A 26511-nucleotide genomic window follows, 5' to 3' on the forward strand; every position below is an offset into this window, starting at 1 on the left:
CGCGTGTCTCGCCCGCCCTGTGCAGTCCGACGCTTCTCTCAGTAGTCGTGACTCTCTGCTTCTTGCTCACACACTCACACACCCACACACACTCACTCACAGCCTCAGTCTAACTCACCCCCTTCTACTCACGCTTACTTCCCCCTCGCTCACGCTCTGTCACTATCGAGTACCGTACTCACCAACCACCCGCTGGCAACCCGACAGGCAGGGACGTAATCCTGGGTAATCGAGACTACTCGTTGAACGCAGGCTCTCGACCTTCGAGGAACGCAGCAACTCCCTCTTCGTGAGAGTCCGTAGCGCGGGCGTGGACCTGCAACAGATTCTCGTAATCCAGCGCCTCGTCCCACTGTCGGCCCATGTTCTCGTGCATCGCCTGCTTCATCATGCCGATCACGTCCGTCGGACGACGGCCGAGTCGCTCGACCGTTTCCGTCACCCGCTCGTCGAGGTCCGCAGCCGGCACCGACTCGTTGATCAGATCGAGCTCCGCCGCGCGTTCGGCATCGAAGAACTCGCCAGTGAACGCGAGTTTCTTTGCGGCACGGAGGCCGATCAATCGCGGGAGCATGAACGTCCCACCGGTGTCGGGAATGAGGCCAACGCGGACGAACGCACAGGAGAAGGTCGCATCCTCGGCAGCGTACGCAATGTCCGAGAGCGCGACGATTGCAAGGCCCGCACCCACCGCATCACCATTGACGTTCGCCACGATCGGCACGGGACACTCGAGCATCGCCTCGACAACACGGCCAAACGTCTCGGTGACCTCTTCGTAAGCCTGTCGCGGCGGATCGGGTTCTTCCGCCATCGCCTCGATATCGCCACCGGCGCTGAAGGCATCGCCCTCACCCGTGATGACGATCGCGTGATACTCCTCGGGATCGGCATCGCCAATCGTATCGGCGAGTTTCGACGCGGTCTCGCGGGTGATCGCGTTGAGCACACCAGGGCGGTCGAACGTGAGTCGCAGGACGCCGTCGTCGCTGTCAATCTCCATAGAAGAAAGACAGAGAGCTGACTCTTAATGGTGCTGTTCCGCGACAAATTGGCGAACCGAGCCGTATGGAGTGTTGATTGGCGACGGTTGCGGTGTCGGTGTCAATGCTGGTGCCACTGTCAGTGCTGATACCGATACTGATATCGATATCAATACCAGTACCCTCACCCGGCACTATCGACAGCAGTCGCTCACATATTCAGATTTAGATTCAGACTTATACTCACACTCGAGTAGACTCGAGTACCCGGTGGCCGTGACTATGACCCCTGTGTGGCACGCGATGTCTGCTGGAACGAGGTTGTGTCTTAGTCCGACGGCATCGGTGCTGTCGTCGTCTCGTCTTCGGCCACGTTGAGTTCGGAGGTGACCAACGCGCGATAGGCGCGTCGCAGGCGCTCGGACAGCGCCTGGTGTGAGATATCGAGCTCTTCGGACAGTTCCTGCATCGAGACCTCGCGCGGAATCTCGAAGTAGCCGTGATCGATCGCAGCGACCAGCGTCTCGTACTGGCGACTCGTCAGGCCGCATTGAGAGTGGCTTTCGGACTCGAGGTCGAATAGACGAACGATCGTCGGTGAGACGTCGTTTTCGACGAGGCGGTCGTACAGCGAACTGACGTGATCGCGTTCGAGGACGCGTACGCTCAGTAGCCAGGTGCCGTTCGACGCGGAGGCACTGAGAACGGTGCCACCCTCGTCCATGACGGTCTCGAAGACGTCGACCGTCTCGGATTCGAACTCGATGTCGTACAGCCAGCGGCCGTCGTCGCTGTTGATCAGCGAGTACGCATCGACCGCCGACGAGGCTGCGAGCGCATCGTCGATCATCTCGTGGGACGGTCCCGACAGCCAGAGGCTGTGCCCGTTCGAGGCGATGACACGCTCCATCTCGCACGTAAGCGTGGGGACGGCCTCGAAGAGTTCGCCCAGTCCGGTGCCCTCGGCCGAGAATTCGATGTCTGCGATCGATGTCATGGATACGGTTCATTCGTTGAACGGGAACCGCATTAACCGCGTTTCCAAAGAGATTAGCAACGACAATAGTGACGGTCACTCGGGCTGGTATATAAAAACGAGTTACAGTCAGTTGCCCCGAGATTAGCGTGAAAAACGGTGTACGTGGACGGGAGGAAACCGTTTCGAGCGGGCAACGGTTGTGCAACTCACAGACGGGCGGATAGTCAGGCTGTTCTATCTGTTGCAAGTACGTCGCAATGGTCGCCGTCGAATCGCAAGCGGACGTCGACGTGGCTGGTCACCACAGACACTCACGGTACTGTGATAGTTCGGGAGAGTGGCTTACGTCGCATATACGTAAACCCACGGCCCCACCGAACGAAGACTGTGACGGCGAAGGATACGCACGGACGGAAGTGGAGTCGACGACAGTATCTCACCGGAACGGTCGCTGGGGTAGCCGGGATCGGTGGAGTCCTCTCACTCAGCGGCGTCGGTTCGGCGACGGACGACGACCTCGCGACGCAGTACGAGACGGTCGTCGATATCGTCGACGCCGGCGCGGACCCAACTGGTAGCGAGTCGATTACGTCAGTTCTCCGGAACCACGTTGGCGACGACACGCTCATCGAGTTTCCCGAGGGGCGGTACTATATGGATGAACAGCTCCGGTTCACCGGGTTCGAGAACGTCGGATTCGTCGGCGACGGTGCGACGATCGTTCCGGCAAACTACCACGAGTTCGACGGCCCGCAGTATCGCCTGTTCCGACTCGGGACGAGCGAGAGGCCAGGTCGCAACCTCCGGTTCGAGGGCTTCGATATCGATCAGACCGCGGCGGAAACGGGGATCCGGGTCATCAACGCCGAAGTCGAGGACGGCTTGCTCGTTCGAAATGTGAGGGTACACGGGGTCCACGACAGCGGCACCTGGGGACCAGGCCTGTTCAACGTCACCGATCCGGATGGTGACGGTCTCATCGACTGTTTCCACGCGCCCGACGGTGCCGTTCACGTCGACGAGACGCCGAACGCGGGCAACATGTGGCGCGGCGCGACCGGGTTCGGAATCAATCAGCACCATCGTGGCACGCTCGTCTTCGAGAACTGTATTCTGGGCGGGTTCCCCGACAACGGCTTGTATGCCTCGAACGACACCGGTCGAATCGGCGTCGACGGCGGCCACTACCAGAACAGCGGCACCGCCTCGATCCGTCTCAGCGGAACGACCGGTGCAATCAGAAACGCGACGCTCACCGTCGACGACGACCCGCACGACTCGGCGGGCCAGCACGCAATCCGGCTCGACCGCGGCGAGGAATTCAGCATCGAAGGTGTCGAGATAGACGTTCCCGAACCGAACGGCGACGCGATCAGGGTGATGAACCCCGTCGACGAGACGACCATCTCGAACACCGAGATCAGTATCGGCGCGCAGCCGAACAACGGTATCCGACTCGATCCCGAGACGGGACCGGCGGTTATCGACGACGTCGCCGTCGATATCGACGGCAGCGCGAACGCCCTGCGACTGCTCGGCAGCGACGGCGGTGCGGTCGAGGTCTCCGACCTTCGGGTGACGGGTGATGCACCTGGCTCGACGCTGCGACACGCGATCTTCTGTGAACGGCACGCCTGTACGTTCACGGGCCTCGACGTCGAACAGCACGGCACGACCCGTCGTCGCGGGATCGAACTTCGTGGTTCCGACTATCGGCTCGCCGACAGCGAGTTCGAAACGACGGATACGCCGATCGTCCTCAACGGCGCGAGTGACGTGACCGTCGAGAACTGCTCCGCAGCCCCGACAGCGGATGCGTACTCGCTTCGAATCACAAGCGATTCCGGTGGCGTCCAGTTGTCGGCCAACGACTTCCCTGCGGGTGTTCGAGACGACCGGTGATCACTACGCAGGTGGAGTTCCGCATGGTCCCGTACGGGTTCGTGAGGCGTCGTCTGTAGCGAGGCCCCAACGATTCCGGTCAGGGTGGATGTCAGTGCTGTGTATTCAATTGGGAAGCACCCCCAAGAATTAGTATTCTGTGTGACGAATAACAAGAATAGTAGCTATCATCGCATCACTCTGTCTGCTCTCTACGGCTGTCCCATTAGTAACGCACTCGATGGATTTGGGAACAGCGGCAACGGAAACAACCCATGTCACAATACGATCCGGCGGAGACACCCGAATCGAAGCACGTCCACGAGGGACAATCACGGGGTGAAAAGCCGACTGACCGAGAGTGTCCGTGCTGTCGAGTCTGTGGATTGAGTGCTGAGAGAATCGAGCACTCCGAAGAGCCGTCAGTTCGGGACGTATCTGAAGTGGGAGAACACCCGGAACACGCGGCAGACGCGGAACATCACGAACCACCCGACCACGCGCACGAAGATCGTTCTTCCGGTCACGACCACGAGGCACACGTTGACCACGCCGGACACGAGACGCTGTTCAAGCGGCGCTTTTTCGTTTGTCTCGTCCTCTCACTCCCGGTGCTGTACTACAGCCCGATGCTTCAGGACTGGTTCGGCTACGCGGCCGTGACGTTCCCCGGCAGCGAGTTCGTCGGACCAGTTCTCGGTACGATCGTCTTCCTCTACGGTGGAGTTCCCTTCCTTCGGATGGGCGCAGTAGAGGCACGGAACCGCGAACCGGGAATGATGTTGCTGATCTCGCTGGCGATTACCGTCGCCTTCGTCTACAGCGTCGCCGCGGTCGCGTTCGGAATCGGCGAGCCGTTCTTCTGGGAACTCGTCACGCTGGTCGTTATCTTCTTACTCGGCCACTGGATCGAGATGCGCAGCGTCCGGCGTGCCTCGGGCGCGCTTGATGAGTTAGCCGAGCTGATGCCGGACACAGCCGAACGGATCACTGAGGATGGTGAGACCGAAGAAGTCCGCGTTGACGAACTCACGGCGGACGATCTTGTGCTCGTGCGACCCGGAGGCAACGTTCCCGCAGACGGTGTCGTCGAGGAGGGCGAGTCGAACGTGAACGAAGCGATGATCACCGGCGAGTCCCGACCGGTCAAGAAAGAACCCGAGGACAAGGTGATCGGCGGAACGACCAACCGCGATGGGAGTCTCCGCGTTCGTGTCACGGCGACGGGTGAGGAGACGACGCTCTCTGGCATCATGCGGCTGGTCGAGGAAGCCCAACAGAGCCGATCCCGGACACAGGTGCTCGCCGACCGAGCCGCAGGCTGGCTGTTCTACGCTGCAATCACAGTTGCAGCCATCACTGCCGTCGCGTGGACTGTCGCTACTGGGTTCGGGTTACCAGTCGTCGAGCGGGTCGTTACTGTGCTGGTGATCGCTTGCCCACACGCCCTGGGACTTGCCGTCCCGCTAGTCGTCGCGATCAACACGACGATGGCAGCCCAGAACGGCATGCTCATCCGCGATCGAATCGCCATGGAGGAAGCGCGTAACCTGGATACAATCGTCTTCGACAAGACAGGTACGCTCACGAAAGGTGAGCAAGGGGTCGTCGATGTCGCCACGACCGATGACTGGGACGAGGACGAGCTATTGGCAGTGATGGCTGCTGCTGAAGGCGACTCCGAACACATGATTGCAGAAGCAATTCGTGACGCAGCCGACGAACGGGAGCTTTCCGTCCCACGTGTGCGTGAATTCGAGGCGCTTGAAGGCCGAGGGGTCCGCGCGACCGTCGATGTCGAAGCTGCAGCGAACCCTGATGTGGGTACGGACCACGCGCGAGACGGCGAGACAGTCCACGTCGGCGGACCCAACCTGCTTCGCTATCTCGATGTCGAACGAGATACCGCCCTCAAAACGTTCGCAGACAACGCCGGCGAACGTGGGCAAGGTGTCGTCTACCTGCTTCGAAATGGCGACGCGGTAGGCGCGGTTGCACTCGCTGACGTCGTCCGAGAGGAGAGTTTCGAGGCGATCGACGCCCTCCACGAGATGGATGTCGAGGTTGCAATGCTTACTGGCGACACGGAAGACGTCGCCAGAGCCGTGTCCGAGGAACTCGACATCGACACGTACTTCGCCGAAGTGCTTCCGGAAGATAAGGACAAGAAAATCGTCGAACTCCAGAATCAGGGAAAATTGGTGGCGATGGTCGGCGACGGGGTGAACGACGCACCCGCACTAACGCGTTCTGACGTCGGAATCGCAATCGGCTCCGGAACTGACGTCGCCGTGGAGTCCGCCGACGTCGTCCTTGTCGAGAACGATCCCCGCGATGTCGCACATCTCGCCCAGTTGAGTCGGAAAAGCTATCGGAAAATGCAGGAGAACCTCGTCTGGGCAGCCGGCTACAACGTATTCGCGCTGCCGCTCGCGGCCGGTGTGCTGGCACCGATTGGTATCCTGCTTTCACCAGCGATCGGTGCTGTCCTGATGTCGGCGAGTACGGTCATCGTCGCGATCAATGCACAACTCCTGCGACGGGCCGACCTCTCAGTGTAAATCGAGACTGATCACGTACATGAACTGAGGGACACGTCGAGAGGGGAGTGATTACCACGCTGTAGGAGCCTGGGAGGTACTGAAATACTTGCCAGACGTAGTCATTCACATGGACACCGACGATTCACTGATTCGAACAGTCGTGATCGTTATCGCCGCGATTGTACTCCTCCCGGTACTCATGATGGCATTCACGATGCCAATGATGGGATTTTGGGGCGGAGGTGGGGGCTACATGTGGGATGGAGGGATGTGGGACGGTACAGGCGCAACGTGGATGTGGCTGCTCATGTCAGTAGTGCCGTTACTCGTGTTTCTCGGCCTTGGATACCTCCTGTACAGTGCGGTTCGCCAATCCGGCGGGGAGCAGAAAGACGCCGCAGTCGAAGAACTACGGATTGCCTACGCCCGTGGAGAGATTTCCGAGGAAGAATTCGAGAAACGTCGCAAACGGCTCCAAAGTGAAGAATAGAGCCGTCGCTTTGCTCCTCACGTACTTGCTCGTGGCAAAAGCGGGCCGGGCGCGATTTGAACACGCGACCGTCTGATTAAGAGTCAGACGCTCTGCCGGACTGAGCTACCGGCCCTTCACCTTCGACTTTTTGTCGACTGGTAAAATACGTTTCCCTTGAGTTGCGTTGTGACAGAGAGCGCCACGCTCGATCACGGTCGAGCCATCGAGATGGATATACACACTATCACGACGTCACAATCTTCGGGAAGGTTAAGTGCGGTCGGTCCGACCACACGTTCACATGAGCACGGGGGTTACGATTTCGTCGATCTCTGACTACGCTATTTTGGGTTGTGGCAGCGTCGGCTACGCCGTCGCCGAAGAGCTCGTCGAACAGGGGAAGGACGTACTGATCGTCGACCGCGACGAAAACCGCGTCGAGTCGCTCCGAGACCAGGACCTAGACGCTCGCAGCGCCGACATTCGCGAACCCGAGGTCGCAGACCTCGTCGACGACCGCGACGTCGTCCTCATCCTCGCCTCCGACGTCGAATCGAACAAACAGGCCGTCGAACACATCCGCGCCGACAACGACAACCAGTTCGTCGTCGCCCGTGCGAGCGACCCCGTCTCCGGCGACGAACTCTCCACCCTCGGCGCCGACATCGTCATCAACCCCTCCTCCGTCATCGCCGAATCCGCACTCCGCGCACTCGAGTCCGGTGAACTCGAGTACAACGCTGGCAAGTTGGCCCAGTTGGTCGAGGAGACGGGGACGCGACTGGCGATCATCACGCAGGATAGTCCGGATCCGGACTCGATCGCGAGCGCGGCGGCGTTACAGGCGATTGCGAACCACCTCGGCGTCGAGTCGGATATCATCTACCTGGGTGACGTGGGCCACCAAGAGAACCGGGCGTTCGTCAATCTGCTGGGGATCGACCTCGTGCAGTGGGACGAAGTCGAGGATCAGTCGGTCTACGACAGCGTTGCGCTGGTTGACCGCGAGACGTCGGCCGAGCTCGATCTCTCTGTCGATGCGGTGATCGACCACCGCGAGGCCGACCAGGAGTTCGAACCCGAGTTCGTCGACATTCGCCCGAATATGTCCTCGACGTCGACGATCATGACGAAGTACATCCAGGAGTTCGATATGAACGTCTCCGAGGAGGTTGCCACTGCCCTGCTCTACGGCATTCGCGCGGAGACGCTTGATTTCAAACGCGACACTACCCCCGCCGATCTCACTGCCGCAGCCTATCTCTACCCGTTTGCGAACCACGACACCCTAGAACAGGTCGAGTCGCCGTCGATGTCGCCCGAGACGCTCGACGTGCTCGCGGAGGCGATCGCCAACCGCGACGTACAGGGCAGCCATCTCGTCTCGAACGCGGGCTTCGTCCGCGACCGCGAGGCGCTCACGCAGGCGGCGAGTCACCTCCTGAATCTCGAGGGTGTGACGACGACCGCAGTGTTCGGCATCGCAGACGAGACGATCTTCCTCGCGGGCCGCTCGAAGGACATCCGCATCAACATCGGCAAGGTGTTGGACGACGCCTACGGCGAGATGGGGGAGACCGCGGGTCACTCGACGCAGGCCAGCGCGGAGATTCCGCTCGGCATCTTCACCGGCATCGAAATCTCCGAGGATACGCGGGATACGCTGCTCGATCTGACCGAAGAAGCGGTCAAGCGAACGCTGTTCGACGCGATGGGCGTCGACGGCACCGAAGGATCGAACGGCAGCTAATCAGGCGACCAGTTCGGTTTCTTCTTCGTCCGGATCGCGGACGCGCTCGACGACATCGTTAATCAGGATCACGTCACCGACCGCGCGCACCCAGCGGTAGGGGACGATAACGCCCTGGCCGGTTGCAGACTCTTCTGCGAACAGTTCGGTGTTCAGATTGCCGAGTGCAAGCCCGGTGACGGCCTGGCCGTCGACGTTCAGTTGTAGGTCCTGGACTTCGCCGACGAAGACGCCGCTGTTCGAGTAAACCTCGCGTCCGACGAGAGAGGTGATCTCCTGGGGAGTGTCGTCCATGTCAGGGCACATGCGCGGCGTGCTCTTAATTGTTGGTCAGACGCGACAGTCGCGAGACCCGACCGGACACTGCTGGCCGAAGACGCGTCGACGCGGTTACTCGGTTGTAGCGGTGCTCGCGAACGTACAACGACAATCGGTGTGGTTGCACGTGCACTTCGTTGCTCGCGTGTCTGTCCCGCGAAAGCGGAGTACTCCCGGTGACCGGCAAAACGAGGTGCACACAGTTCAGTGGCGCCAGTCACGAAAACACAGCACCGTTCTCACTCCGATGGCATCGAAAGCCGCTGTGCAGTCTCCGTAAGGGATGCGATCCGGTCGCGAGCCCACTCGGCCGCATCCGGACTATCGTTGACGAGCAGCCCACAGAGTTCATCGGAGGGACCACCACCATCACAGACGAGCAGTATCGTCAACGCCGCCGGCTCCGTTTCAGGTGGCTCCGCATCGAGTTCGACAGACACGAGGCCGTACGCTGGCGGCTGTGTCGTCTCGTGAAGAACAAGCTGGTCGGCTGCAAGCGCACTCGCCGTCCCGGCACCGAACGTACTGAGCAACACCTGAATCGCGTCCTGAGGGGCTATGACCTCGACCGTTTTTACCCCTGGTTCGCGCTTCTTTCCATCCGCACTCTCCACCACCCCTACCCCTCCACCAGCGAGCGCTTCACAGTAGGCACTCGCCAAACAGTGCGTCGGACCCGGAACCACAACCTGATGGACCGAACCCAGCCGGAGCAACGCACTGAGTATCGACTCGAGACGGCCCGGTTCTGCGTCCGCCCCCTCAGCGTCGCCCCCCGGCCGTTCAGCCGCGGCCGTCTCAGACGCGAGTGACTCGAACTCGAGTTCCGTCTCGATCGAAAGCGACTCGGCGACCTGTGCTGGCTCCGTCGCCGCGGTCACGGCTGTCGCTCCATCGAGGACGTGCCAGCTCAGGTCGGCCGATGGCGGCAGTTCGGCGAGCAACTCACTTCGGCGTGTCGCCTGTGTGAGGCGATCGGACAGCTGTTCGAACGACGAGAGTGCGAGGTCGCCGGCGACCGTCAGTCGGTACTGACACTGGCCGTCGACGGTGGCCCGCTCGATCAGCGCGGCACGCTGTAGTTCCGAGAGCCCCCTGTCGATTGTCGACCGGGACAACTCGAGTTCGGTCGTGAGAGCGGACGGGCGAGCGGGGGCCGTGGCGAGTCGACGGAGTAGTGACGCGCGCCGACGAACGATGGCGAGCAGTTCGGTCTCTCGCACCATGAGCGATAGGAACGGACGGCGGGAAATAATGGTACTGGTGGTGATGGAGCGAACGCCTGGCGATGACCACCCTCTCTAGGAGCCACTGCAAGTCACTGTACACCAGATCGTGCGATGGCGGCGCGGTTCTCGCTCGTTTCACTCGCTCCGAACCGCGGACGTGCGGTCAGTGTGTAGTTCGTGTGGCACAGGTAGAATACGATCTCGGGAACCTGACACGATTGCTGCCATCAGTTATAAATGTGCGATAGGTATATCCGTCTGAGCCACACAGCGGGAGCGGCATCGACAAATGAGTGTATAGGAGTTCGCTCTGAATAGACGGGTGCCGGGGTGCCTCTGACAAACCGGCAGTGTTCGGTGGGTAGGCTGCCCGACTACGCACCGACATTTCGTTTCGGGCAGGTGACGGTACGTTAGGTTGACGTTGACTCGTAGAGTTCCTCGAGTGCCGCGTGATCTGAGAGCAGTGCCTCCATCCGGTCGACGGTGGCCGCGTCTCGAGTCCGACCGCTTCGGACGACGTCTTCGGCGCGTTCGACCGTGGTGAGCGTATCCGTCTGGACCGAAATGATGGGAAGTCCCTTCTCGGCAGCCTGGCCGATGACTGCACCGGAGGGACGGTGACCGCCGGTCAAGATGAGGCAGCGAACGCCAGGGGCCTCGAGTGCCGCCGTCTGAATCTCCGCCCGGTCGCCGCCGGTGATGACGGCGGCGTCTTTCGTCCGGCGGAAGTAGCGCAGCGCGCTGTCGGCACCCATCGCGCCGACGGCGAAGCGTTCGACGTAGGCGTCGGTCCCGTCCTCGACGAGCAGCGCCCCGCCGAGTTCGTCCGCGAGGGTTTCGACAGTCACGCCGGCGAGCGACTGCTCGCTCGGAACGACCCCGAAGACACTGACGCCGCGACCCTCGAGAAACGGCACGACATCCGTCTCGAGTTGGTCATAGGCCGCATCGGCGACGTTGTTGAAGACGACGCCGACGAGTCGGTCACCGAAGGCGTCGACGGCGGCGAGTACGTCGTCGATGTCGCCGGGTGTTTCGTACGGTGCGACCAGCAGGACGCTGGCGTCGAGCAGCGCGGCCACGTCCGGATCGGTGAGGTCGACGATGCCGCCCACGTCGTATCGGCCACCGCCCTCGACGAACATCCGGTCGCAGTCGGCCGCAATCCCTTCGTAGGCCTCGACGATCCGATTGCGGAGCTCTGGGGCGTCCTCGCGGCCCCGAAGGGCCTGTTCGATGAACGTCGGCGAGTAGACGACGGGCTCTAGGTCGTGCATCTCCGCGTCGAGGTCGAGGAGTTCGCGGGCGAGCATGGGATCCTCGTCGAGTGTCTTGCCGACATTGCTCTGCAGGCGTGTCCCCTTGGGTTTCATGTAGCCGACCTGCTCGCCGCGGGCCTGTGCGAGGCGGGCGAGCGCCATGGTGATCGCGGTTTTACCGGTGCTCTCCTCGAGTGAGGCGACCAGCAGTGCGTCGGCGTCCGACTCGGGTGCGAGGTCGGTCGTCGGCTCCGTTTCGGTGGCCGTGTCGCCAGTGTGGCCGTTGGTGGTGTCGGTGTCAGTGTCGGTATCGGTATCGGTATCAGTAGTATCGGTCATTACAGTTCCTCCGTATCGACGGTCAGTCGCAGATCGATCGCCTGTACCCCATCAGGTCCCGCGACGAGCGGGTTCACGTCGAGTTCCAGAATCGCCGGGAAATCGGTGACCAGTTGCGAGAGTCGCTGGATCGTCTCGACGATTGCGTCCACGTCGGCCGGCTCCCGCCCGCGAGCGCCGCGCAACAGCGGCGCGGCCCGAATCTCGTCGACCATCTCGCGGGCCGCGCTCTCGCCGATTGGCGCGACGCGAACCGACGTATCCTCCAGAATCTCGACGAAGATACCGCCGAGACCGAACAGCAGGAGCGGGCCGAACTGCGGATCGCGGTTCATCCCGACGATGGTCTCGGTCGTTCCCTCCAGATCGAGCATCGCCTGTACCTGCACGCCGAGGATGGTCGCGTCGGGCTGGTAGTTGCGCGCTCGGGCGACCACGTCCTCGTAGGCGTCGTACACCTCGTCGTCGCTCACGCCGACTTTCACGCCGCCGATATCCGACTTGTGGGTGATATCGGGGCTCACGATCTTCATCACGACGTCGCCGTCGATCTCTGCAGCAACCTCGCGGGCGCGGGCCGGATCGTCGACGATTTCGCCCGGCGGCGTCGGGATGCCGTAGGCGTCGAGCAGTGCCATCGACTCGATGCCGAGTCGGTTGTCGTCCCGGCGCTCGACTCGCTCGAGAATCTCGCGTGCTCGCTCGCGGTCGACATCGAACCGCTCGGGTTCGTCACTCGTCCGCTGGCGAACGTCCCGATAGCGTGCGAGCGCGTCGAGTCCGCCGACGGCTCGGGCCGGATCGAAGTAGTTCGGAATACCGAACTCGCGGAGCACCGTCTCGGCCGCTCTGGCCCGATCGCCGCCCATCAGACAGGTGACGACCGGTTTCTCGAAGTCCTGACGCTTCTCGATGACGACCTCCGCAAGCTTGTCGTACTGGATCACCGCCGTCGGCGCGCTGACGACGACCGCCGATCCGACGTTCGGATCAGCGAGGGCGATCTCGAGTGCCCTGCCAAACCGATCGATGTCCGCGTCGCCGATGGCGTCGATCGGATTGTAGACGTTGGCCTCGTCGGGCATCGCCTCCTGCAGTTTGTCGATCGTTTCGTCGGTGAAGTCGGCCATCCGCAGCGACGAGTCGCCAACCGCATCGGTCGTGAGCACGCCCGGACCGCCCGCGTTCGTTACGACGGCGACGCCGTCCGACTCTGGCGCGGGCAGTCCGGACAGTGCCCGCGCGGCGTCGAACAACTCCTGGACGGAACTTGCACGGATGACGCCGGCCTGCTCCAGCCCGGCCTCGTAGGCGCGTTCGCTGCCTGCAATCGCGCCGGTGTGAGAGGAAGCAGCCTGCGCGCCGGCGTCGGTCCGACCCGACTTGACGAGCACGATCGGCGTCTCCTCGGTGACCTCTCTGGCCGTCCGGATGAACTCGTCGCCGGCGTCGATATCCTCGAGATAGCCGATGATCACGTCGGTCTCCAGATCGTCGCCCCACTCGCGGACGAAATCCGTCTCGTCCAGAATCGTCTTGTTGCCGAGCGAGACCACGTCCTGGAAGCCGATCCCCTGCTCGTTCGCCCAGTCGAGGACCGCCGTGATGAACGCCCCCGATTGGCTCATAAAGGAGATCGAGCCGTCGCGGGCGCTCTCCGGGCCGAACGTCGCGTTCATGCTCACCGGCGTCGACATCACGCCCAGGCTGTTCGGGCCGACGACGTTGAGGTCGTACTCCGCTGCAATCTCGCGCAACTCCGCCTCTCGTCGTGCCCCCTCGCCGCCGCTTTCGGCGAACCCGGCCGTGATAACGACCACGTGTTGCGTGCCCGCCTCGCCGATCTCGCGGATCGTCTCGAGGACGACCGGTGGCGGCACGACGACGACGGCCAGATCGAGCGGCGGTGCACTGGCGACGTCCGGATACGCCTCGAGGCCGAGAACGGCGTCGTGACTCGGGTTGATCGGCACGACCTCGCCGGTGAACTCCTGGTGGAGGTTCTCGAGGATCGCGCGGCCGACCGCGCCCTCGCGCTCGGTTGCACCGATCACGCCGACAGTCTCGGGGGCGAACAGCTCGGATAACCGTCCCATCGGTCGGATTATTGTTGGCAGGGGAAGTAAAACTGCACCCGACTTCCCGCGGGGTGGGAGCAGGGCTAGATGGAGCGTAGAGGGGATGGAACACCGGAGGCGGCTTCAATCAGTGTCTCCGGCCGAGTCAGTGCCTCCTCGGCGATACGCGTCTCAGTGCATCGAAATCGCCGCCCCCGCCCGGTCGGAAACGAGGATCGCGAGTAGGTAGATCCCGATAGCGGCGACGATGATCGACCCCCCAGTGGGAAGGCTCTGACTGAACGCGAAGGCGAAGCCGGCAACGATCGAGAGTTCGCCGAACAGGATCGAGAGGTACAGCGTCTCACGGAAGCTCTGTGCAACCTGCGAGGCTGCGGCGACGGGGATGACGAGCATCCCGGCGACGAGGATCACGCCAAGGACCTGTATCGCGCCGACGACGACCACGGCGGTCATTACGACCAGCAAGGTATTGTACCGCGTGACGTCGAGCTGGGCGACACGGGCCGCCTGTTCGTCGAACGTGATGAACAGCAGCTGTTTGTACGTGACTGCGACGACGGCGACGACAGCGACCGTGAGGATGGCCATCAGTCGAGCACCACCCGCGGTAACGACGCTCAGGCTTCCAAAGAGAAACTCCTCGATGTCGACTGGGATGGCGACGATGTCGCGACTCCAGCTAATCAGCAATGTGCCGACTGCGAAACTACCCGTGAGCATGATCGCGATCGGAACGTCACCGTACGTGCTCGTGTGTTCCGTGAGCCACTGGACGCCGAGTGCGCCGAGCACGCTCACGACGAGCGCGACGAGCAACAGCGATCCGTCCCAGCCGGTCAGTCCCGTAATCAGGATGCCGACTGCGATGCCGGCGAACGCGGTGTGGGCGAGCGTCTCGCCGATGAGTGCCATCTGCCGGTGGACAAGGTAGGTGCCGACCAGCGGCGCGACGATGCCGACCAGAATTCCCGTCGCAACCTGCCGCCAGACGAACGCATGCTGGAAAAGGTTCGAGCCGAGCACGTAGTCCAGCCACATGCCGGCGATCAGCACCTGCTCGAAGAGCAACTCTGCGGCCGGTCCGATTCCTGTTGTTGTATATACCGATTCGATCGACGGGTGCAGACCCGCGAGCGGGTAGTGTCGGAGCCAATCGATGAGCAAGAATCCGATCAGGAGCGCAGCAACTGCGCCGGTGAGCGCGATCCCTGTGAGTTCGATGCGCCGACGGAGCGAGCGTGTGGTGTGGCCCTGTCGGATCCCGTCCTCGTGTGACGGCGCGTCTGTTGTCGATGCTGCGTCAGTAGCTGGATCCGTGTTTGCGGTTGATTCCGGTTCCGCCACCGGTTCCGGATCCGACTCTGGCCCCGACTCCACATCCGACCCAGACGGCGTCTCTCTCCCGCTCATCAGTGGTGATGATGCACGACTGTTCCCGTCGCGCCGTAGGCTTCACTCAGCGCATCGCTCTCGACGAACGACTCCGTGTCGCCGTGATGGTACAGCTCCGTGTTGATACAGGCGATCCGATCCGCGCGGTCCGTGACGACGCCGATATCGTGCTCGATCAGGATGATCGCGATCCCGTCGTCGTTCAGCGACTCGAGTAGTTGGTAGAACGCATCCCGCGATTCGGCGTCGACGCCGACTGTCGGTTCGTCGAGCGCGAGCAGGTCCGCCTCCGAGGCGAGTGCACGTGCGATGTAGGCCCGCTGGCGCTGGCCGCCGGAGAGTTCGTTGACCCGCTGGTCTGCGAGGTCCGTGATGCCGACCGTCTCGAGTGCCTTCTCGGCGATAGCCTCGTCCTCGGCGGAGAGGCGAGCGTGACCGGCGTGGGCGAATCGGCCCATGCGGACGCACTCGCGGACGGTGACGGGCATCGTGCCGCCGCGACTGGTCGCCTGTTGAGAGACGTAGCCGATGCGGTTGCCCTGGTCAAAGTCGTCGACGGGCTGGCCGAACAGTTCAACTGAGCCCTCGTCGGGCGAGAGCAGACCGAGCATGAGGTGGAGGAGTGTGGTCTTCCCCGAGCCGTTCGGGCCGATGAGCCCGAGAAAGTCGCCCTGTTCGACGGTCAGACTAACGTCCGAGACGGCGGGCTGTTCGCCGTAGGCAAACGATACGCCATGGCAGTCGACAACCGAACTCACTGTAGTCTCACTTCCTGTTGGGTGGTGCGTGCGTTTAGTTCTTCCAGTTCGTGATCGAGAAGACCGCGGCCAGCGTCCGGTTCTGAGTAGGTGATAGGCGACGAGATGACGGCGGCGAGAGATCGATTCCCGTGCACTGTGATTACTCCGCCTCGAGTGCCTGCCGAAGCGCGGGCAGGTTCAGTTCTTCCATCTGTTCGATCCAGCCCCAGCCCTGCTCGTTCCACTCGGCGGTCGTTCCCTCGGTTGGACTGATCGCCTCGGCCTCAGTCGCCTGGCTGTTCTCGAGGAGGTGGTCGACCTCCCGGGGAACGTCACCCTCCGTGGCGTCGAACGGGTCGTAAAGGATCGTCTCGATACCTTGTTCGTCGATCAGGTCGATCGTGTTTGCCAGGTCGCCGGTCGTAATCTCTGCGTCAGGTGAGATCGTCGTCGGCGTGTGGATCTCGAACCCGTACCGCGTTTCGAGGTACTGGAACGAGTCGTGGCCGGCGAGAACGGCGATCTCTTTCGTCGCCTCGTCCGCAAGGGTCTCGAACTGCTCGTCAACTGCGTCGAGACGGTCGATGTACTCCGCGGCGTTCTCCTCGTACAGCGACGCACTGTCCGGGTCCAGCTCCGCGAGACCGTCCGCAATCGTCTCGACGATCTGCTGGGCGATCACCGGATCGACCCAGACGTGCGGGTCGTAGAACTCCGGCACGGAGTCGTCGTCGACCGACGGCTCGTCGACGACTTCGGCGGTCATGTTGTCCGCGCTCGTGTCCCAGATTACCTCGCCGTCGGCGACGAGTTCGAAGACGACGCGCGTGCGGCCGGTCTCGAGGCCGTGGAAGACGATGTGGTCTCCCTGCGACTCGATTTCAACAACGTCGTCCGCTGCGCCCTCGGTTACTCGGGCGTCAATTCGGAACGGGTCGTCCTCGCCGAGCGGGAGGACACGCCCCTCGTCGTCCGTGAAGACGCCGTCGACCGTAGCGTAGTCGTCGACCGGAATTTCCGGGAGGCCCCCGTGCCAGTGATTAGCATCGCCGTGCCAGTAGGCGACTTCGGCGTCCGTTCGTCGGTTGTAGATGTCGAACTCTGTGATCGTGATGTCGCCCGGGTCGTAGTCCGCGTCGGTATCCGGCTCTCGGTTGCCGTTCTCGCTTTGGGCCGGAATGAGACTGGACTCGAGTCCGTCCATCGCATCGATCAGCGTCACGTCGCTGCCGTCGGCTTCGATATCGGCAGCCACGTTTTGTGCCCACGAGAACTCGGCGGTGTCGAGATAGATGAAGACGTTCGAACTGACGATATCGCGACGCAGATCCGCGGGCGGTTCCCAGCCGTGGCCCATCTCGCCGGTTTGGATTGGATTCTCGATCTCGAGTGCATCGCCACTGACGTGCTGTGCCCAGTCCCAGAGCGCGAAGAATGCAGCGTACCCACCTTCGGAGTCGGTAGCACCGTCAGGTTCACTCAGGCAGCCGGCCCCAGCCGCGAGGGCGGCGGTCCCCGCCCCGGCCGTGAGTACCGAACGACGTGACAGCTTCATAGCTATGAGTACGGTCGGTCGAATAAAAGGGTTGTTATCCATGGCCCTGGATTTAATAATTCACCTGCATCAGAGCAGGGGTAGTTAGTAACGAGAGTGCAAACGAGGGACCGTCTCCGCAGCCGGTAGAGAAACAGGTGCCCAGTGGGAAGTCGACGACAGCCACGTGGCGCTGTCGTTGAACGGGGTGGCTACGCTCGAGATATCCCACGAGTGTATCGAGAGCGGGGGTCAGCAGGTCAGCTTAGTGGTCGTGGTCGTGATCGTCTTCGTGACCGTCGTCGTGGTCGGAATCATGCTCGTGGTCGTCGATATCTTCGACAACCTCCACCTCGAGCGCAGGTGACTCCCAGTCGGCGTGGTCGCCGTGCCAGATCTGGAAGACGAGATCGGTGAATCCCGTCTCCTCGCCGGAGATATCGAGGTGATCGCCGTGTGTCTCGATATCGACAATCTCCTGCGCGCCGTCAGCGAACCGTGCGTTGAGCGTATACTCCTCATCATCGCCGAGTGCGAGCTCGTCTCCGTGGCCGTCTTCGACGTAGGCCGAAACCGACACGAAACCGTCGACCGGAACGAGCAATGGGCCATCGTCCCAGTGGTCGTCGTGGACGTAGGCCGAGACGTCGTCAGTATCACGGTCTACGAGTTCGAACGTCTCGATGTCGATGTGACCGTGGTCATCGTCGTGATCGGAGTCGTCAGCACCGTTCTCGCTCTCGCCTCCGTCGTCACCGTTCCCATTCGCGTCATTTCCGTTTCCGCCTTCGTCCTCTTCGTCGTCGTCGCTCAGGCACCCGGCGAGACCGAGCACACCGAGTGAACCAGTGGTTGTGAGCAGCGAACGGCGCGTCGTATCGCGTGGATCGATCGTCATTGTTAGTGTCTACTCACCCAATACCACCCCTTAGTAATCAAGCCATTGATTTTGTTAATGATTCGGGCGAGTTCCTACTCCGCCACTGAGGCCGGCGAGGCGTCCGCATACCGTCGTAACCGGTCCGGATCGATCGGAAACACCGCCTCCGGCGTCCCCGCCGCCGCCCAGACCGTCTCGTACTCGAGTAGGGTCTCGTCGATCACGACGGGAACTGGCTGGTTGTGGCAGAACGGCGGGACGCCGCCGATGGACCAGCCGAGTGCTTCACGGATGCGGTCGGCGTCGGCCATGGAAACGTCGTCAGTAGCGGCGTCGAACGTGTCCGCGAGTGCGGCTTCGCTAACGCGGTTTGCGCCGCTGGTGACGGAGACGACCAGTGAGCCGTCGACGTCGAAGACGAGCGAACTGGCGATCTGGGCGACGTCACAGCCGACGGCCTCGGCGGCATCGGCTGCCGTTTTCGTCCCCTCGGGGAACTCCTCGACGGCGGGATCGAAGTCGAAGTCGGTGCGTGCCTGCTCCGTGAAAGACTGCGCGCGTGGATGCATCGCTCGTTGGAGCGATTCCCGGGAAGTCGCAAAAGTATTGCGCCGTGCTGACGTTCGACATGTCCGGAGAGAGCCAGCTGAGAGGGAAGGAGTTCAGTTCACGAGGCTGATCTCCATTCGGACACCATCGAGTCGATGGTACTCCGCGCGCTGGTCCGATTCGTCGGTGCGAACCACCTCGAACACGTCGAAGCGGATGACGAGTCGCCCCGGATCGATCGTCGCTCGCAGAACCGGCCCGCGGCTCGTGATGACGACGTACGGCGGCGCAGCGACCGGTTGTGCCTGTAGCTCGTACCCCGTCGCATCCACCGCCGACGCGAGAATCGTCGGGAGCGTTTCGAGGACGCCGGCCGACTCGAGTTCAGCGCGGAGAGACTCGACGAGCGTCTCGGGGTTCGTCGTTCGAGCGGTGTCCCACTCGTGAGTGATGCGCGTCGCACAGTCGTCGATGGCCGTAATCGTCTCGGGGTGGTCCGCGCGGAGGCGGCGTCTGGCGGCCCGGACTGGGTGAGACACGGTGTGTAGAGCGTCGATAAGGCACGCACTAAGCTCTCTCGATTTGGGTGTCCGGACCGGGGTCTGAGGAAGCCGCGTCCGACTCAGTCACCCCGCCGTTCGACGACGCCAACACTGATCGAATCGACGTTCGAAAGCACCGCGTCCGCACGTTGTTTCCACGGTGGGTCGTCGATCGTATCTACCGTGCGCTGTAGCTCCGAGTTCTCCGCCTCGAGATCTCGTGTGAGCGATTCCAGGTGATTGACTCGATCTTCCAGTCGGTATCGGCGTGAACGCTGTGCTTCGAGGTCGTTTCGAAGCTGTGCGCGCTCGCGCTCGAGGCGCTCGATGCGTTCGGTGAGACGGGCTCGCTCACGCTGGGCGTCGTCGACGAACGGGTCGCGATCCGTCGCGGCGATCGATGTCTCTGTAATCGAATCCTCGTCTTCGGGTACGAGACGGCCCGTCCCGACCGCGTTGATCACCGCGCCGACGAGCAGGATGAGGCCGCCGAAGTAGAGCCACGTCAGGAGGAGCAAGACGGCTCCGACGGGGCCGGCGGCTTCGGAGTCGCCCGCGAAGGAGACGTAGACCTGAAAGAGCGACTGGAGAGCGGTCCAACCGATCGCGGCGACGGCGACACCCGGCAACACCTCGCGGGCGGTCACGTCGACATCCGGGAAGTAGTAGTACATCGGCAGGAATGCGACCGAGAGAACAACGACGAGAATCAGCGGACTCGCTAGCCCGAGGAACGGAATATCCGGGAAGAACGTAAGCAGTAGGCTCGCCGCACTCGCGGCGATCAACGCGCCGCCGATCGCACCGAGGACGATACCGGCATCACGTAGTTGCTGAACGAACGAGCCCGTTCCACCCGTGTCGTAGATTTCAGAAAAGGCTGTGTCGAGTCCCCGGAAAATCTTGAGCGCACCCCAGACAAGGACGACGACGCCGATCAGCGTCGATCCCGCAGTTGCGGGCGATTCGGCGATCGCATCTTCGATCATCATCTGCCCGCTTTCGGGTAGAAAGCCCCCCGTCGACGCTGCGACCTGACTCGCGAACTGCTCGTCGCCGAGAATCGTGACGACGAAGAAAATGAGCACGAGCAGCGGCAGTAACGAAATGAACGCCTGATAGGCGATCCCTGCGGCCATGAACGGCACGTTCTTCTCTTGAATCCCGGCTACGACAGTTTTCCCGAACGAGACCGCATCCCCGAAGTCAGTTGCCATATCCGCGGTACAACAGCACGGCCAATAGGTGGTGTGCCTGGGTTCGCACGGCGCGAGCGGTTCGCGTCGAGAGTCTTGCGTTGGCCTCAATCGCTGTTCGAACGCTCTTCACGGAACCGTACGACCGCTTCGCGATCCGGCATTGCCGTCATCGCACCCCGCGCGGTCGTCGTTATCGCGGCGACAGAACAGGCACTTTCGAGCGCTGCAGCGATCGAGACGCCATCACGAAGTGCCGAAATCGCTCCCGCGGTGAACGCATCGCCCGCTCCAGTCGTGTCTACCGTGTCGGCCTCGACTCCAGCGTTTTCGACCACGAGCGGAGCCGAACCTGATTCCCGGTCTGTGTCGGTCTCCAGCCACGGCAACTCGTCGAGACACGCTCCATCTGCCTCCTGCCCGCTGCTTACAACCGCGACGGCACCCTCGCTTCCGCGCGTGACGAACACTATCTGGGGACCCGCAGCCTGCGCGAGCACGTCTTCACCGAGCGCTGCCGGCGTCTCCCCATCGAAGCCGAGCAACTCGAGTTCCCTCGCCGTCGCCTTGCACACATTCGTGGCTACGAGCGCCTGCCGGCAAACCCGCCTGAGCGTTTCCGTCGACTCCCAGAGTTCCAGCCGTGCGTTCGGATCGAACGACACGGTACAGCCGGCGTCGGCGGCCCGGTCGACCAAATCGAGCGTCGCCGTCCTGGCGGGCTCACTCGAGAGCGTGACGCCGCCGACGTGGACCCACTCGAGTGCCGCGAGCGTCTCGTCGTCGATCCGACCGGGTTCGAGGCGGGTGTCTGCGGTTCCGTCGCGGTAGAAGGTGAACTCGCGGTCGCCGGCGTCGTCGTGGGTGACGAACACGAGCGTCGTCTTCGCGTCCGGGTCGAACTCGAGGTAACGCTCGGGCAGACCGTGGTCGACGAGCGTCGCGGCGAGAAAGCGACCGAACGGATCGTCGCCGACGCGGGTCCAGAACAGCGGCGGCGAGTCGAGGTGTGCGAGGCCGACAGCGACGTTCGCGGGTGCGCCGCCGGGCCGCCGGTCGAACTGATCGACATCGTCGAGCGGGCCACTCTCTGCCGGCAGAAAGTCCACGAGCGTTTCGCCGGCGACGAGCACGGGCGGGACAGTTCCCATGTCCGTACTGAGTTCAACGCGCCCTATTGACATTCCGGTCCCCACCGGGATTCAGTCCGACCCTCGGTTGTCAATCGGATAGTATATTATGCAGTGACTGTAACCTATGGAAACATGCGTACCTCGTTCCCGCGACGCCGGTTGCTCGCGACGACCGGTGCGATCAGCGCCCTCGCCATCGGTGCCGGCTGTCTCGACGATTCGGATTCAGAAGAGCCAGCCGACTCCGAAACGGAGTCGGACGGCACCACGAACGGCACCGACGACTCGACCAGTAGCGTCTCGGCAGCTACCGATCTGCGCACACAGCTCCAGTGGCTCCCGGCCGCAGCCAGTGCAGACGGAGAGATAACCCTCCACTACGCTGATCTCGAGGCAATCCGCGCCCACGAATCCGAACTCAGCGACGACTTGCGCGAGTCGACGCAACTCGAGTTAGCCGACCTCGATATCGACGATATCGACCAGTTTGGCGATGCAACGGCGATCGATGCCAGCCTCTCGTTCGGTACCAGCAGCAACGCAGCGAACGTTGCGTTCGCTGGTTCCTTCGAGCCGGACGCAGCCGACGCAGACCCGACGGAGACCGTCGGCGAGTTCAATCTCTTCGAACGCGAGAACGGAACCATCGCCGTCTCGGCAGAGTGGCTCCTCGCCAGTGATCCCGACGGACTCGGCGTCGAGGCACTCCTCGAGGCCGGCCGCGAGGAGACGGAGCTGCTGGTCGAGACGGACGAGACGACTGCGACGCTGGCGGGGGAACTCGAGTCCACCTCCATCGCGATCGGTCGGGTGACTGGAGCCGACGCGGCTGACGGCGAACTGGCGGGGGTTGGTCACGGTGCGACGCTCGACAGTGAGACGTCGACAGTCACGTTCGTCGGGGTTGTTGGCGAGGGTGACGACCCCGACTCGTTCCGCGAGGAACTCGAGCGCTCGGGTGGCGGACTCGAGGACTTCACGATCGAAACGACGGAGTCGACTGCGGTGGGGGAAGGAACCGTTCCGACGGACGAGGTCCAACTACCCTCGCTCGGCGAGACGACTGCGCAAGAAGTACAGGCGGGCGTCTCGATCGACGTTGACCACGGGGAACAGGTGGCCGACGTATTCTTCACCTCGGGCGGAAACGCCGATTACGTCGAGGTCGAGGACGATCTGAACCAGTCCAAGAGACTCGATGCGGTCGGTGACCGTGTAACGCTGACCTACGACGAGGGGGACGAGACGACCATCCGAGTGATCGCCGTCGCCGGCGACAGGAAGACGGTCGTCATGACAGAGGAGATCTCGTCCGCATAGTCGTTTCTTCGTACATTTCCGCATCCACCTCGGTGACACGGAAGACAACGAAGTTGAGTGATTCAAACACATGCACCATTCGAAGCGTCTTGGTATCTGGGCCGCACTCGCAACTGCCGTGCTGGGGGCATCCCTCCCATGGATCAGGATCAACCCGCACGCTGAGATGCAACTGCTGACTTACATCTCGGGAATGGGCTCCGGCCTCGAGACGTACGGCTTCCTCGTCGTCCCGCTCGTCCTCGTCGCGTTCGCCGGGACGGTACTCGAGTTCCCCGCGATCAGCACTGGTGCGTTCCGTGCGAGTGTCGGGGGTGCACTGGTTGCGCTCTCCCTGTGGTTTGGCTGGTGGACTGGCTACGGCGTGAGCGGGCCACTCACCGTGGGAAGTGGCGTGTACGTGACGGTCGGCGGCGGCCTTGTGCTTCTCGTGCTGGAACGGCAGGCCGTGAGTCGGTTCGTGCCGGGGTCGGGATAGTTGGATCCAGACTGTGTCTGGGCCAGAAGCTGGGACTGGAACCGTGACTGGTAGTGCGACTGTGTGGATCGGTACTCGAGTACTGCGGACAACTGAGTGTCCAGCACAGAATAGCCGCGAACGGTGTAGCCGAAAACAGTGTCGTCGAGAGCAGTGAGCGTGTGGTGGAAGACGAGAGAGACCGACGGCAGTGCCGCAGACGGTACAGACGGCGCAGACCGGCGCAATCAGAGGATAATACTCTTCTTACGCAGCATCTCGTGAATCGAGGCGTCGAGCCCTTCGCGGCCGATACCCGAGTCCTTGTTGCCGCCGAAGGGAATATCGCCGAGACCGTGGGACGGCGCGCCGTTGATGCGAACCGCACCTGCGTCGACGAGGTTGGCAAGTCGCATCGCGCGGTCGTAGTCCGCGGTGAAGACGGCGGCATCGAGCGCCAGGTCGGAACCGTTGGCGAGGTCGACGGCCTCGTCTTCGTCCGCGAAGGAGGTGACGGCGGCGACGGGGCCGAACTGTTCTTCGTCGACGATACGGGCGTCGTGGGGGACGTTCGCCAGCAGCGTCGGCTCGAAGAACTGGTCGGCGAGTTCGTCCGGCACGCCCTCGGGTGCGCGGCGCTCCCCACCGCGGACGAGGTCTGCGCCCTTTGCGACGGCGTCGTCGACGAGTTCCTGCACCCACTCGGCCTGTGAGTCGCTGATGAGCGGGCCGAAGGCAGTGTCCTCGTCGAAGAGGTTGCCTGCGGTCCAGGAATCCATCGTCCGGTCGATCCGTTCGACCAGATCGTCGTGGACAGACTCGTGTGCGAGCACGCGTGAGACGGCTGAACAGCGCTGGCCGGCGTACTTCAGCGACCCCTTCACACAGTTTCCTGCGACGTCGTCGAGGTCCGCGTCATCGAAGACGATCGCGGGCGCGTTGCCGCCCAGTTCCATGTGGAGATTGACCATCCCGCTCTCGCGGGCGACGTGCTTGCCGGCCCCCGAGGAACCGGTCATCGCGATGGCGTTGATCCGATCGTCGCCGGACATGAGATCGCCGATCTCGCTGGCGTTTCCGGGGACGAAGTGGAACGCACCGTCCGGAATACCGTCAACGCTGGCGATGACATCGGCGAGGATCGCCGCCGAAATCGGCGTTTTGCTCGCCGGCTTGAGCAGAACGCTGTTCCCCGCGGCGAGCGCGGGAGCGACCTGTAAGGCCGTCGTTGCGAGCGGGTAGTTGTACGGCGTGATACACAGCACCGCACCGATCGGCTCGTGCTTGACGATCGCTTGCCAGCCCTCGTGGCCCGCGGTCGAACCCTCGCGGAACTCGCCCTTACTGACGATGTTGCGCGCCTCTTCTGCCGCGCGGTCGAATCGCTTGGCCGCCTGTTCGACCTCGCCGCGCGCCGAGGAAATCGGCTTGCCTGCCTCGCGGACGATCACTTCGGCGAGATCCTCCTCGCGCTCGCGAAGGCCAACCGCGATCTGTTCGCACCACTCGGCGCGCTCGACGACCGTCGTCTGGCGCAGTTCCGGCTTGATCTCGTGGGCCGACTCGAGTGCGGTCCGTACCTCTGCTGGGCCGGCAGCGGTGACCTGCGCGAAGGTCCCGCCGTCGGCGAGGTCCGAGACAGACAGGGTATCGTCGGTCTCGAGCCACTCGCCGTCGACGTAGATTCGCTCCCGTCGGTGTGCGGCTCTCGTTGCCATAGGGAAGCTTTGGACCGCCACACTGAAAATGTTTACTCAGTCTCGAAAAAACGGCACAATTTTTGACCATCGGATCGGGCGACACGTCTGTCACGTTAGGATAACTATTGGCACGATAGGCAAAACTATATTTTCTAATCCGTAAAGAATTGTTTTGTGTTGGGGAAACCTTTAAGTGGAATGCCGGTGTATCATCGAACGAGATGAGCACTCAGAAAACCGTCCGTCAGTCGGCAGATACCGTCGAGGAGAACGAACTCCGCCTCGAACAGGAGAAGGCCGAGCAGATCGTCGACGCGCTGAACACCGAACTCGCGAACTCGTACGTGCTGTACCACCAGCTCAAGAAGCACCACTGGGTCGTCGAAGGTGCCGAGTTCCTCCCGCTACACGAGTTCTTAGAGGAGGCCTACGAGCACGTCGAGGAAGGCGCAGATGTCATCGCCGAGCGCGCCCAGGCGCTTGGTGGCGTCCCAGTATCGGGGCCAACGAATCAGGAACAGCGCGCCACTGTCGAGTTCGAAGGCGAAGACGTCTACGACGTTCGGACGATGTTCCAGAACGACCTCGAGATGTACGGCGACATCATCGAGTCGATGCGTGACAGTATCGAACTCGCGGAGAACCTCGGTGACTACGCAACCGCCGAAATCCTCCGTGAGATTCTGGTCACGCTGGAGGAAGACGGCCACCACTTCGAACACTACCTCGAGGACGACACGCTGGTGCTCGAAGAGGCGACGAAGTAAGCAGGCGACTGCGTCGACGATGAAGGCGGACTATTTTTTGTGGCGCTGACTACGCAGTATGCGAGCAGCGACCGGAACCGGGACGACAGTAGTCACTACTCTTGGCACTCTCAGCAGACGTCCTGTCGCCGAACTCGAGTGCGATCCAAAATCAGGGTTCGAGATCGACGGTCAGATCGGTCGCGATCCAGCCGTCACTGTTGTCGCGCTCAGTAAAGACGGTCTTTCCAGGGCGCGTTTCGTGACAGGAGACGATTGCAGTTGGCTGCTCGGGTTCGAGTTCGGCGTCGGCATCAGCATCCGCGTTACGGGCGGGCACGTCCATCACGAGAAGTTAGGTGGGCCTAATTCTAAAAAGGTTTTGGTCGGCCTAAACAGTAGCGAGCTGGATACTCACTCGAACCAACGTGTCGAGGGCACACAACGCACTGCCAGGGATAGCATCAAAACGGTTGTCTGCCAAA

General features: G+C 62.4%; 23 protein-coding genes and 1 tRNA gene. 7 read left to right on the forward strand and 17 right to left on the reverse strand.

Annotation, left to right across the window (positions count from 1 at the left end; translation table 11 throughout):
* Positions 1–235: 235 nt before the first annotated feature.
* Both BBD46_RS07405 and BBD46_RS07410 read right to left on the reverse strand, forming a co-directional pair.
* Entirely contained in the window at positions 236–1003 is a 768-nt protein-coding gene (locus tag BBD46_RS07405) for an enoyl-CoA hydratase/isomerase family protein (RefSeq protein ID WP_071401092.1), read from the reverse strand.
* 308 nt (positions 1004–1311) lie between these two features.
* Positions 1312–1980, reverse strand: a complete 669-nt coding sequence (locus tag BBD46_RS07410; protein ID WP_071401093.1) for a helix-turn-helix domain-containing protein — start codon at positions 1978–1980, stop codon at positions 1312–1314.
* A gap of 369 nt (positions 1981–2349) precedes the next feature.
* Here BBD46_RS07410 and BBD46_RS07415 point away from each other — a divergent pair, with 369 nt between their 5' ends.
* The 3 genes from BBD46_RS07415 to BBD46_RS07425 all read left to right on the forward strand — a co-directional run bounded on the left by BBD46_RS07415 (position 2350) and on the right by BBD46_RS07425 (position 6876).
* A complete protein-coding gene (locus BBD46_RS07415) occupies positions 2350–3864 on the forward strand; it encodes a hypothetical protein (RefSeq protein WP_071401094.1) in 1515 nt (504 codons plus the stop codon).
* A 254-nt stretch (positions 3865–4118) separates the two neighbouring features.
* On the forward strand, positions 4119–6404 hold the full coding sequence (locus BBD46_RS07420; RefSeq protein WP_071401095.1) for a heavy metal translocating P-type ATPase: 2286 nt from the start codon (positions 4119–4121) through the stop codon (positions 6402–6404).
* Positions 6405–6513: 109 nt separating this feature from the next.
* Positions 6514–6876, forward strand: a complete 363-nt coding sequence (locus BBD46_RS07425; protein ID WP_071401096.1) for an SHOCT domain-containing protein — start codon at positions 6514–6516, stop codon at positions 6874–6876.
* A 41-nt stretch (positions 6877–6917) separates the two neighbouring features.
* Here the strand turns inward: BBD46_RS07425 and BBD46_RS07430 are convergent.
* A tRNA-Lys gene (locus tag BBD46_RS07430) sits at positions 6918–6991 on the reverse strand.
* A gap of 168 nt (positions 6992–7159) precedes the next feature.
* On the opposite strand from BBD46_RS07430, the gene BBD46_RS07435 reads away from it, so the two are divergent.
* Positions 7160–8608 (forward strand): DHH family phosphoesterase, encoded by a 1449-nt coding sequence (locus BBD46_RS07435; protein WP_071401097.1) that lies wholly within the window; start codon positions 7160–7162, stop codon positions 8606–8608.
* On the opposite strand, the gene BBD46_RS07440 is transcribed toward BBD46_RS07435, so the two are convergent.
* The 12 genes from BBD46_RS07440 to BBD46_RS07495 all read right to left on the reverse strand — a co-directional run bounded on the left by BBD46_RS07440 (position 8609) and on the right by BBD46_RS07495 (position 21821).
* Entirely contained in the window at positions 8609–8902 is a 294-nt protein-coding gene (locus BBD46_RS07440; RefSeq protein ID WP_006654855.1) for a PRC-barrel domain-containing protein, read from the reverse strand.
* Between the two features lie 263 nt (positions 8903–9165).
* The gene (locus tag BBD46_RS07445) at positions 9166–10152 is read right to left on the reverse strand and encodes a hypothetical protein (RefSeq protein WP_071401098.1); all 987 of its coding nucleotides are present in this window, start codon (positions 10150–10152) and stop codon (positions 9166–9168) included.
* Positions 10153–10568: 416 nt separating this feature from the next.
* Positions 10569–11756 carry a phosphotransacetylase family protein gene (locus BBD46_RS07450; protein ID WP_071401099.1) on the reverse strand — a complete coding sequence of 396 codons (1188 nt, stop codon included), beginning with the start codon at positions 11754–11756 and terminating at the stop codon, positions 10569–10571.
* The gene (locus tag BBD46_RS07455; RefSeq protein ID WP_071401100.1) at positions 11756–13852 is read right to left on the reverse strand and encodes an acetate--CoA ligase family protein; all 2097 of its coding nucleotides are present in this window, start codon (positions 13850–13852) and stop codon (positions 11756–11758) included. The genes BBD46_RS07450 and BBD46_RS07455 overlap by 1 nt, the downstream gene beginning before the upstream one ends.
* 153 nt (positions 13853–14005) lie before the next feature.
* Positions 14006–15247, reverse strand: coding sequence for a metal ABC transporter permease (locus tag BBD46_RS07460; protein ID WP_071401101.1), 1242 nt, complete (start codon positions 15245–15247; stop codon positions 14006–14008).
* On the reverse strand, positions 15247–15987 hold the full coding sequence (locus tag BBD46_RS07465; protein ID WP_071401102.1) for a metal ABC transporter ATP-binding protein: 741 nt from the start codon (positions 15985–15987) through the stop codon (positions 15247–15249). The genes BBD46_RS07460 and BBD46_RS07465 overlap by 1 nt, the downstream gene beginning before the upstream one ends.
* A gap of 142 nt (positions 15988–16129) precedes the next feature.
* Positions 16130–17524, reverse strand: coding sequence for a metal ABC transporter solute-binding protein, Zn/Mn family (locus tag BBD46_RS07470; protein ID WP_071401103.1), 1395 nt, complete (start codon positions 17522–17524; stop codon positions 16130–16132).
* Positions 17525–17768: 244 nt separating this feature from the next.
* Positions 17769–18401: a hypothetical protein gene (locus BBD46_RS07475; protein WP_071401104.1), complete on the reverse strand. Its 633-nt coding sequence runs from the start codon at positions 18399–18401 to the stop codon at positions 17769–17771.
* A gap of 74 nt (positions 18402–18475) precedes the next feature.
* Entirely contained in the window at positions 18476–18952 is a 477-nt protein-coding gene (locus tag BBD46_RS07480; RefSeq protein ID WP_071401105.1) for a YbaK/EbsC family protein, read from the reverse strand.
* 93 nt (positions 18953–19045) lie between these two features.
* On the reverse strand, positions 19046–19471 hold the full coding sequence (locus tag BBD46_RS07485; protein ID WP_071401106.1) for a hypothetical protein: 426 nt from the start codon (positions 19469–19471) through the stop codon (positions 19046–19048).
* An 83-nt stretch (positions 19472–19554) separates the two neighbouring features.
* Positions 19555–20691, reverse strand: a complete 1137-nt coding sequence (locus BBD46_RS07490; protein WP_071401107.1) for a YhjD/YihY/BrkB family envelope integrity protein — start codon at positions 20689–20691, stop codon at positions 19555–19557.
* An 86-nt stretch (positions 20692–20777) separates the two neighbouring features.
* A complete protein-coding gene (locus BBD46_RS07495) occupies positions 20778–21821 on the reverse strand; it encodes a carbohydrate kinase family protein (RefSeq protein WP_071401108.1) in 1044 nt (347 codons plus the stop codon).
* Positions 21822–21935: 114 nt separating this feature from the next.
* On the opposite strand from BBD46_RS07495, the gene BBD46_RS07500 reads away from it, so the two are divergent.
* Together BBD46_RS07500 and BBD46_RS07505 are read left to right on the forward strand one after the other, a co-directional pair.
* Entirely contained in the window at positions 21936–23123 is a 1188-nt protein-coding gene (locus BBD46_RS07500; protein WP_071401109.1) for a hypothetical protein, read from the forward strand.
* Between the two features lie 70 nt (positions 23124–23193).
* Positions 23194–23601: a hypothetical protein gene (locus BBD46_RS07505; protein WP_071401110.1), complete on the forward strand. Its 408-nt coding sequence runs from the start codon at positions 23194–23196 to the stop codon at positions 23599–23601.
* 227 nt (positions 23602–23828) lie between these two features.
* On the opposite strand, the gene BBD46_RS07510 is transcribed toward BBD46_RS07505, so the two are convergent.
* The gene (locus BBD46_RS07510; RefSeq protein WP_071401111.1) at positions 23829–25298 is read right to left on the reverse strand and encodes an aldehyde dehydrogenase family protein; all 1470 of its coding nucleotides are present in this window, start codon (positions 25296–25298) and stop codon (positions 23829–23831) included.
* 203 nt (positions 25299–25501) lie between these two features.
* Between BBD46_RS07510 and dpsA the strand changes: the two genes are divergently transcribed.
* Entirely contained in the window at positions 25502–26047 is a 546-nt protein-coding gene (gene dpsA / locus BBD46_RS07515; RefSeq protein ID WP_006654870.1) for a DNA starvation/stationary phase protection protein DpsA, read from the forward strand.
* 151 nt (positions 26048–26198) lie between these two features.
* On the opposite strand, the gene BBD46_RS22595 is transcribed toward dpsA, so the two are convergent.
* On the reverse strand, positions 26199–26372 hold the full coding sequence (locus BBD46_RS22595) for a hypothetical protein (RefSeq protein WP_171908172.1): 174 nt from the start codon (positions 26370–26372) through the stop codon (positions 26199–26201).
* Positions 26373–26511 lie beyond the last annotated feature (139 nt).

It is taken from the genome of Natrialba sp. SSL1, from assembly GCF_001861355.1.
Taxonomy (GTDB): Archaea; Halobacteriota; Halobacteria; order Halobacteriales; family Natrialbaceae; genus Natrialba.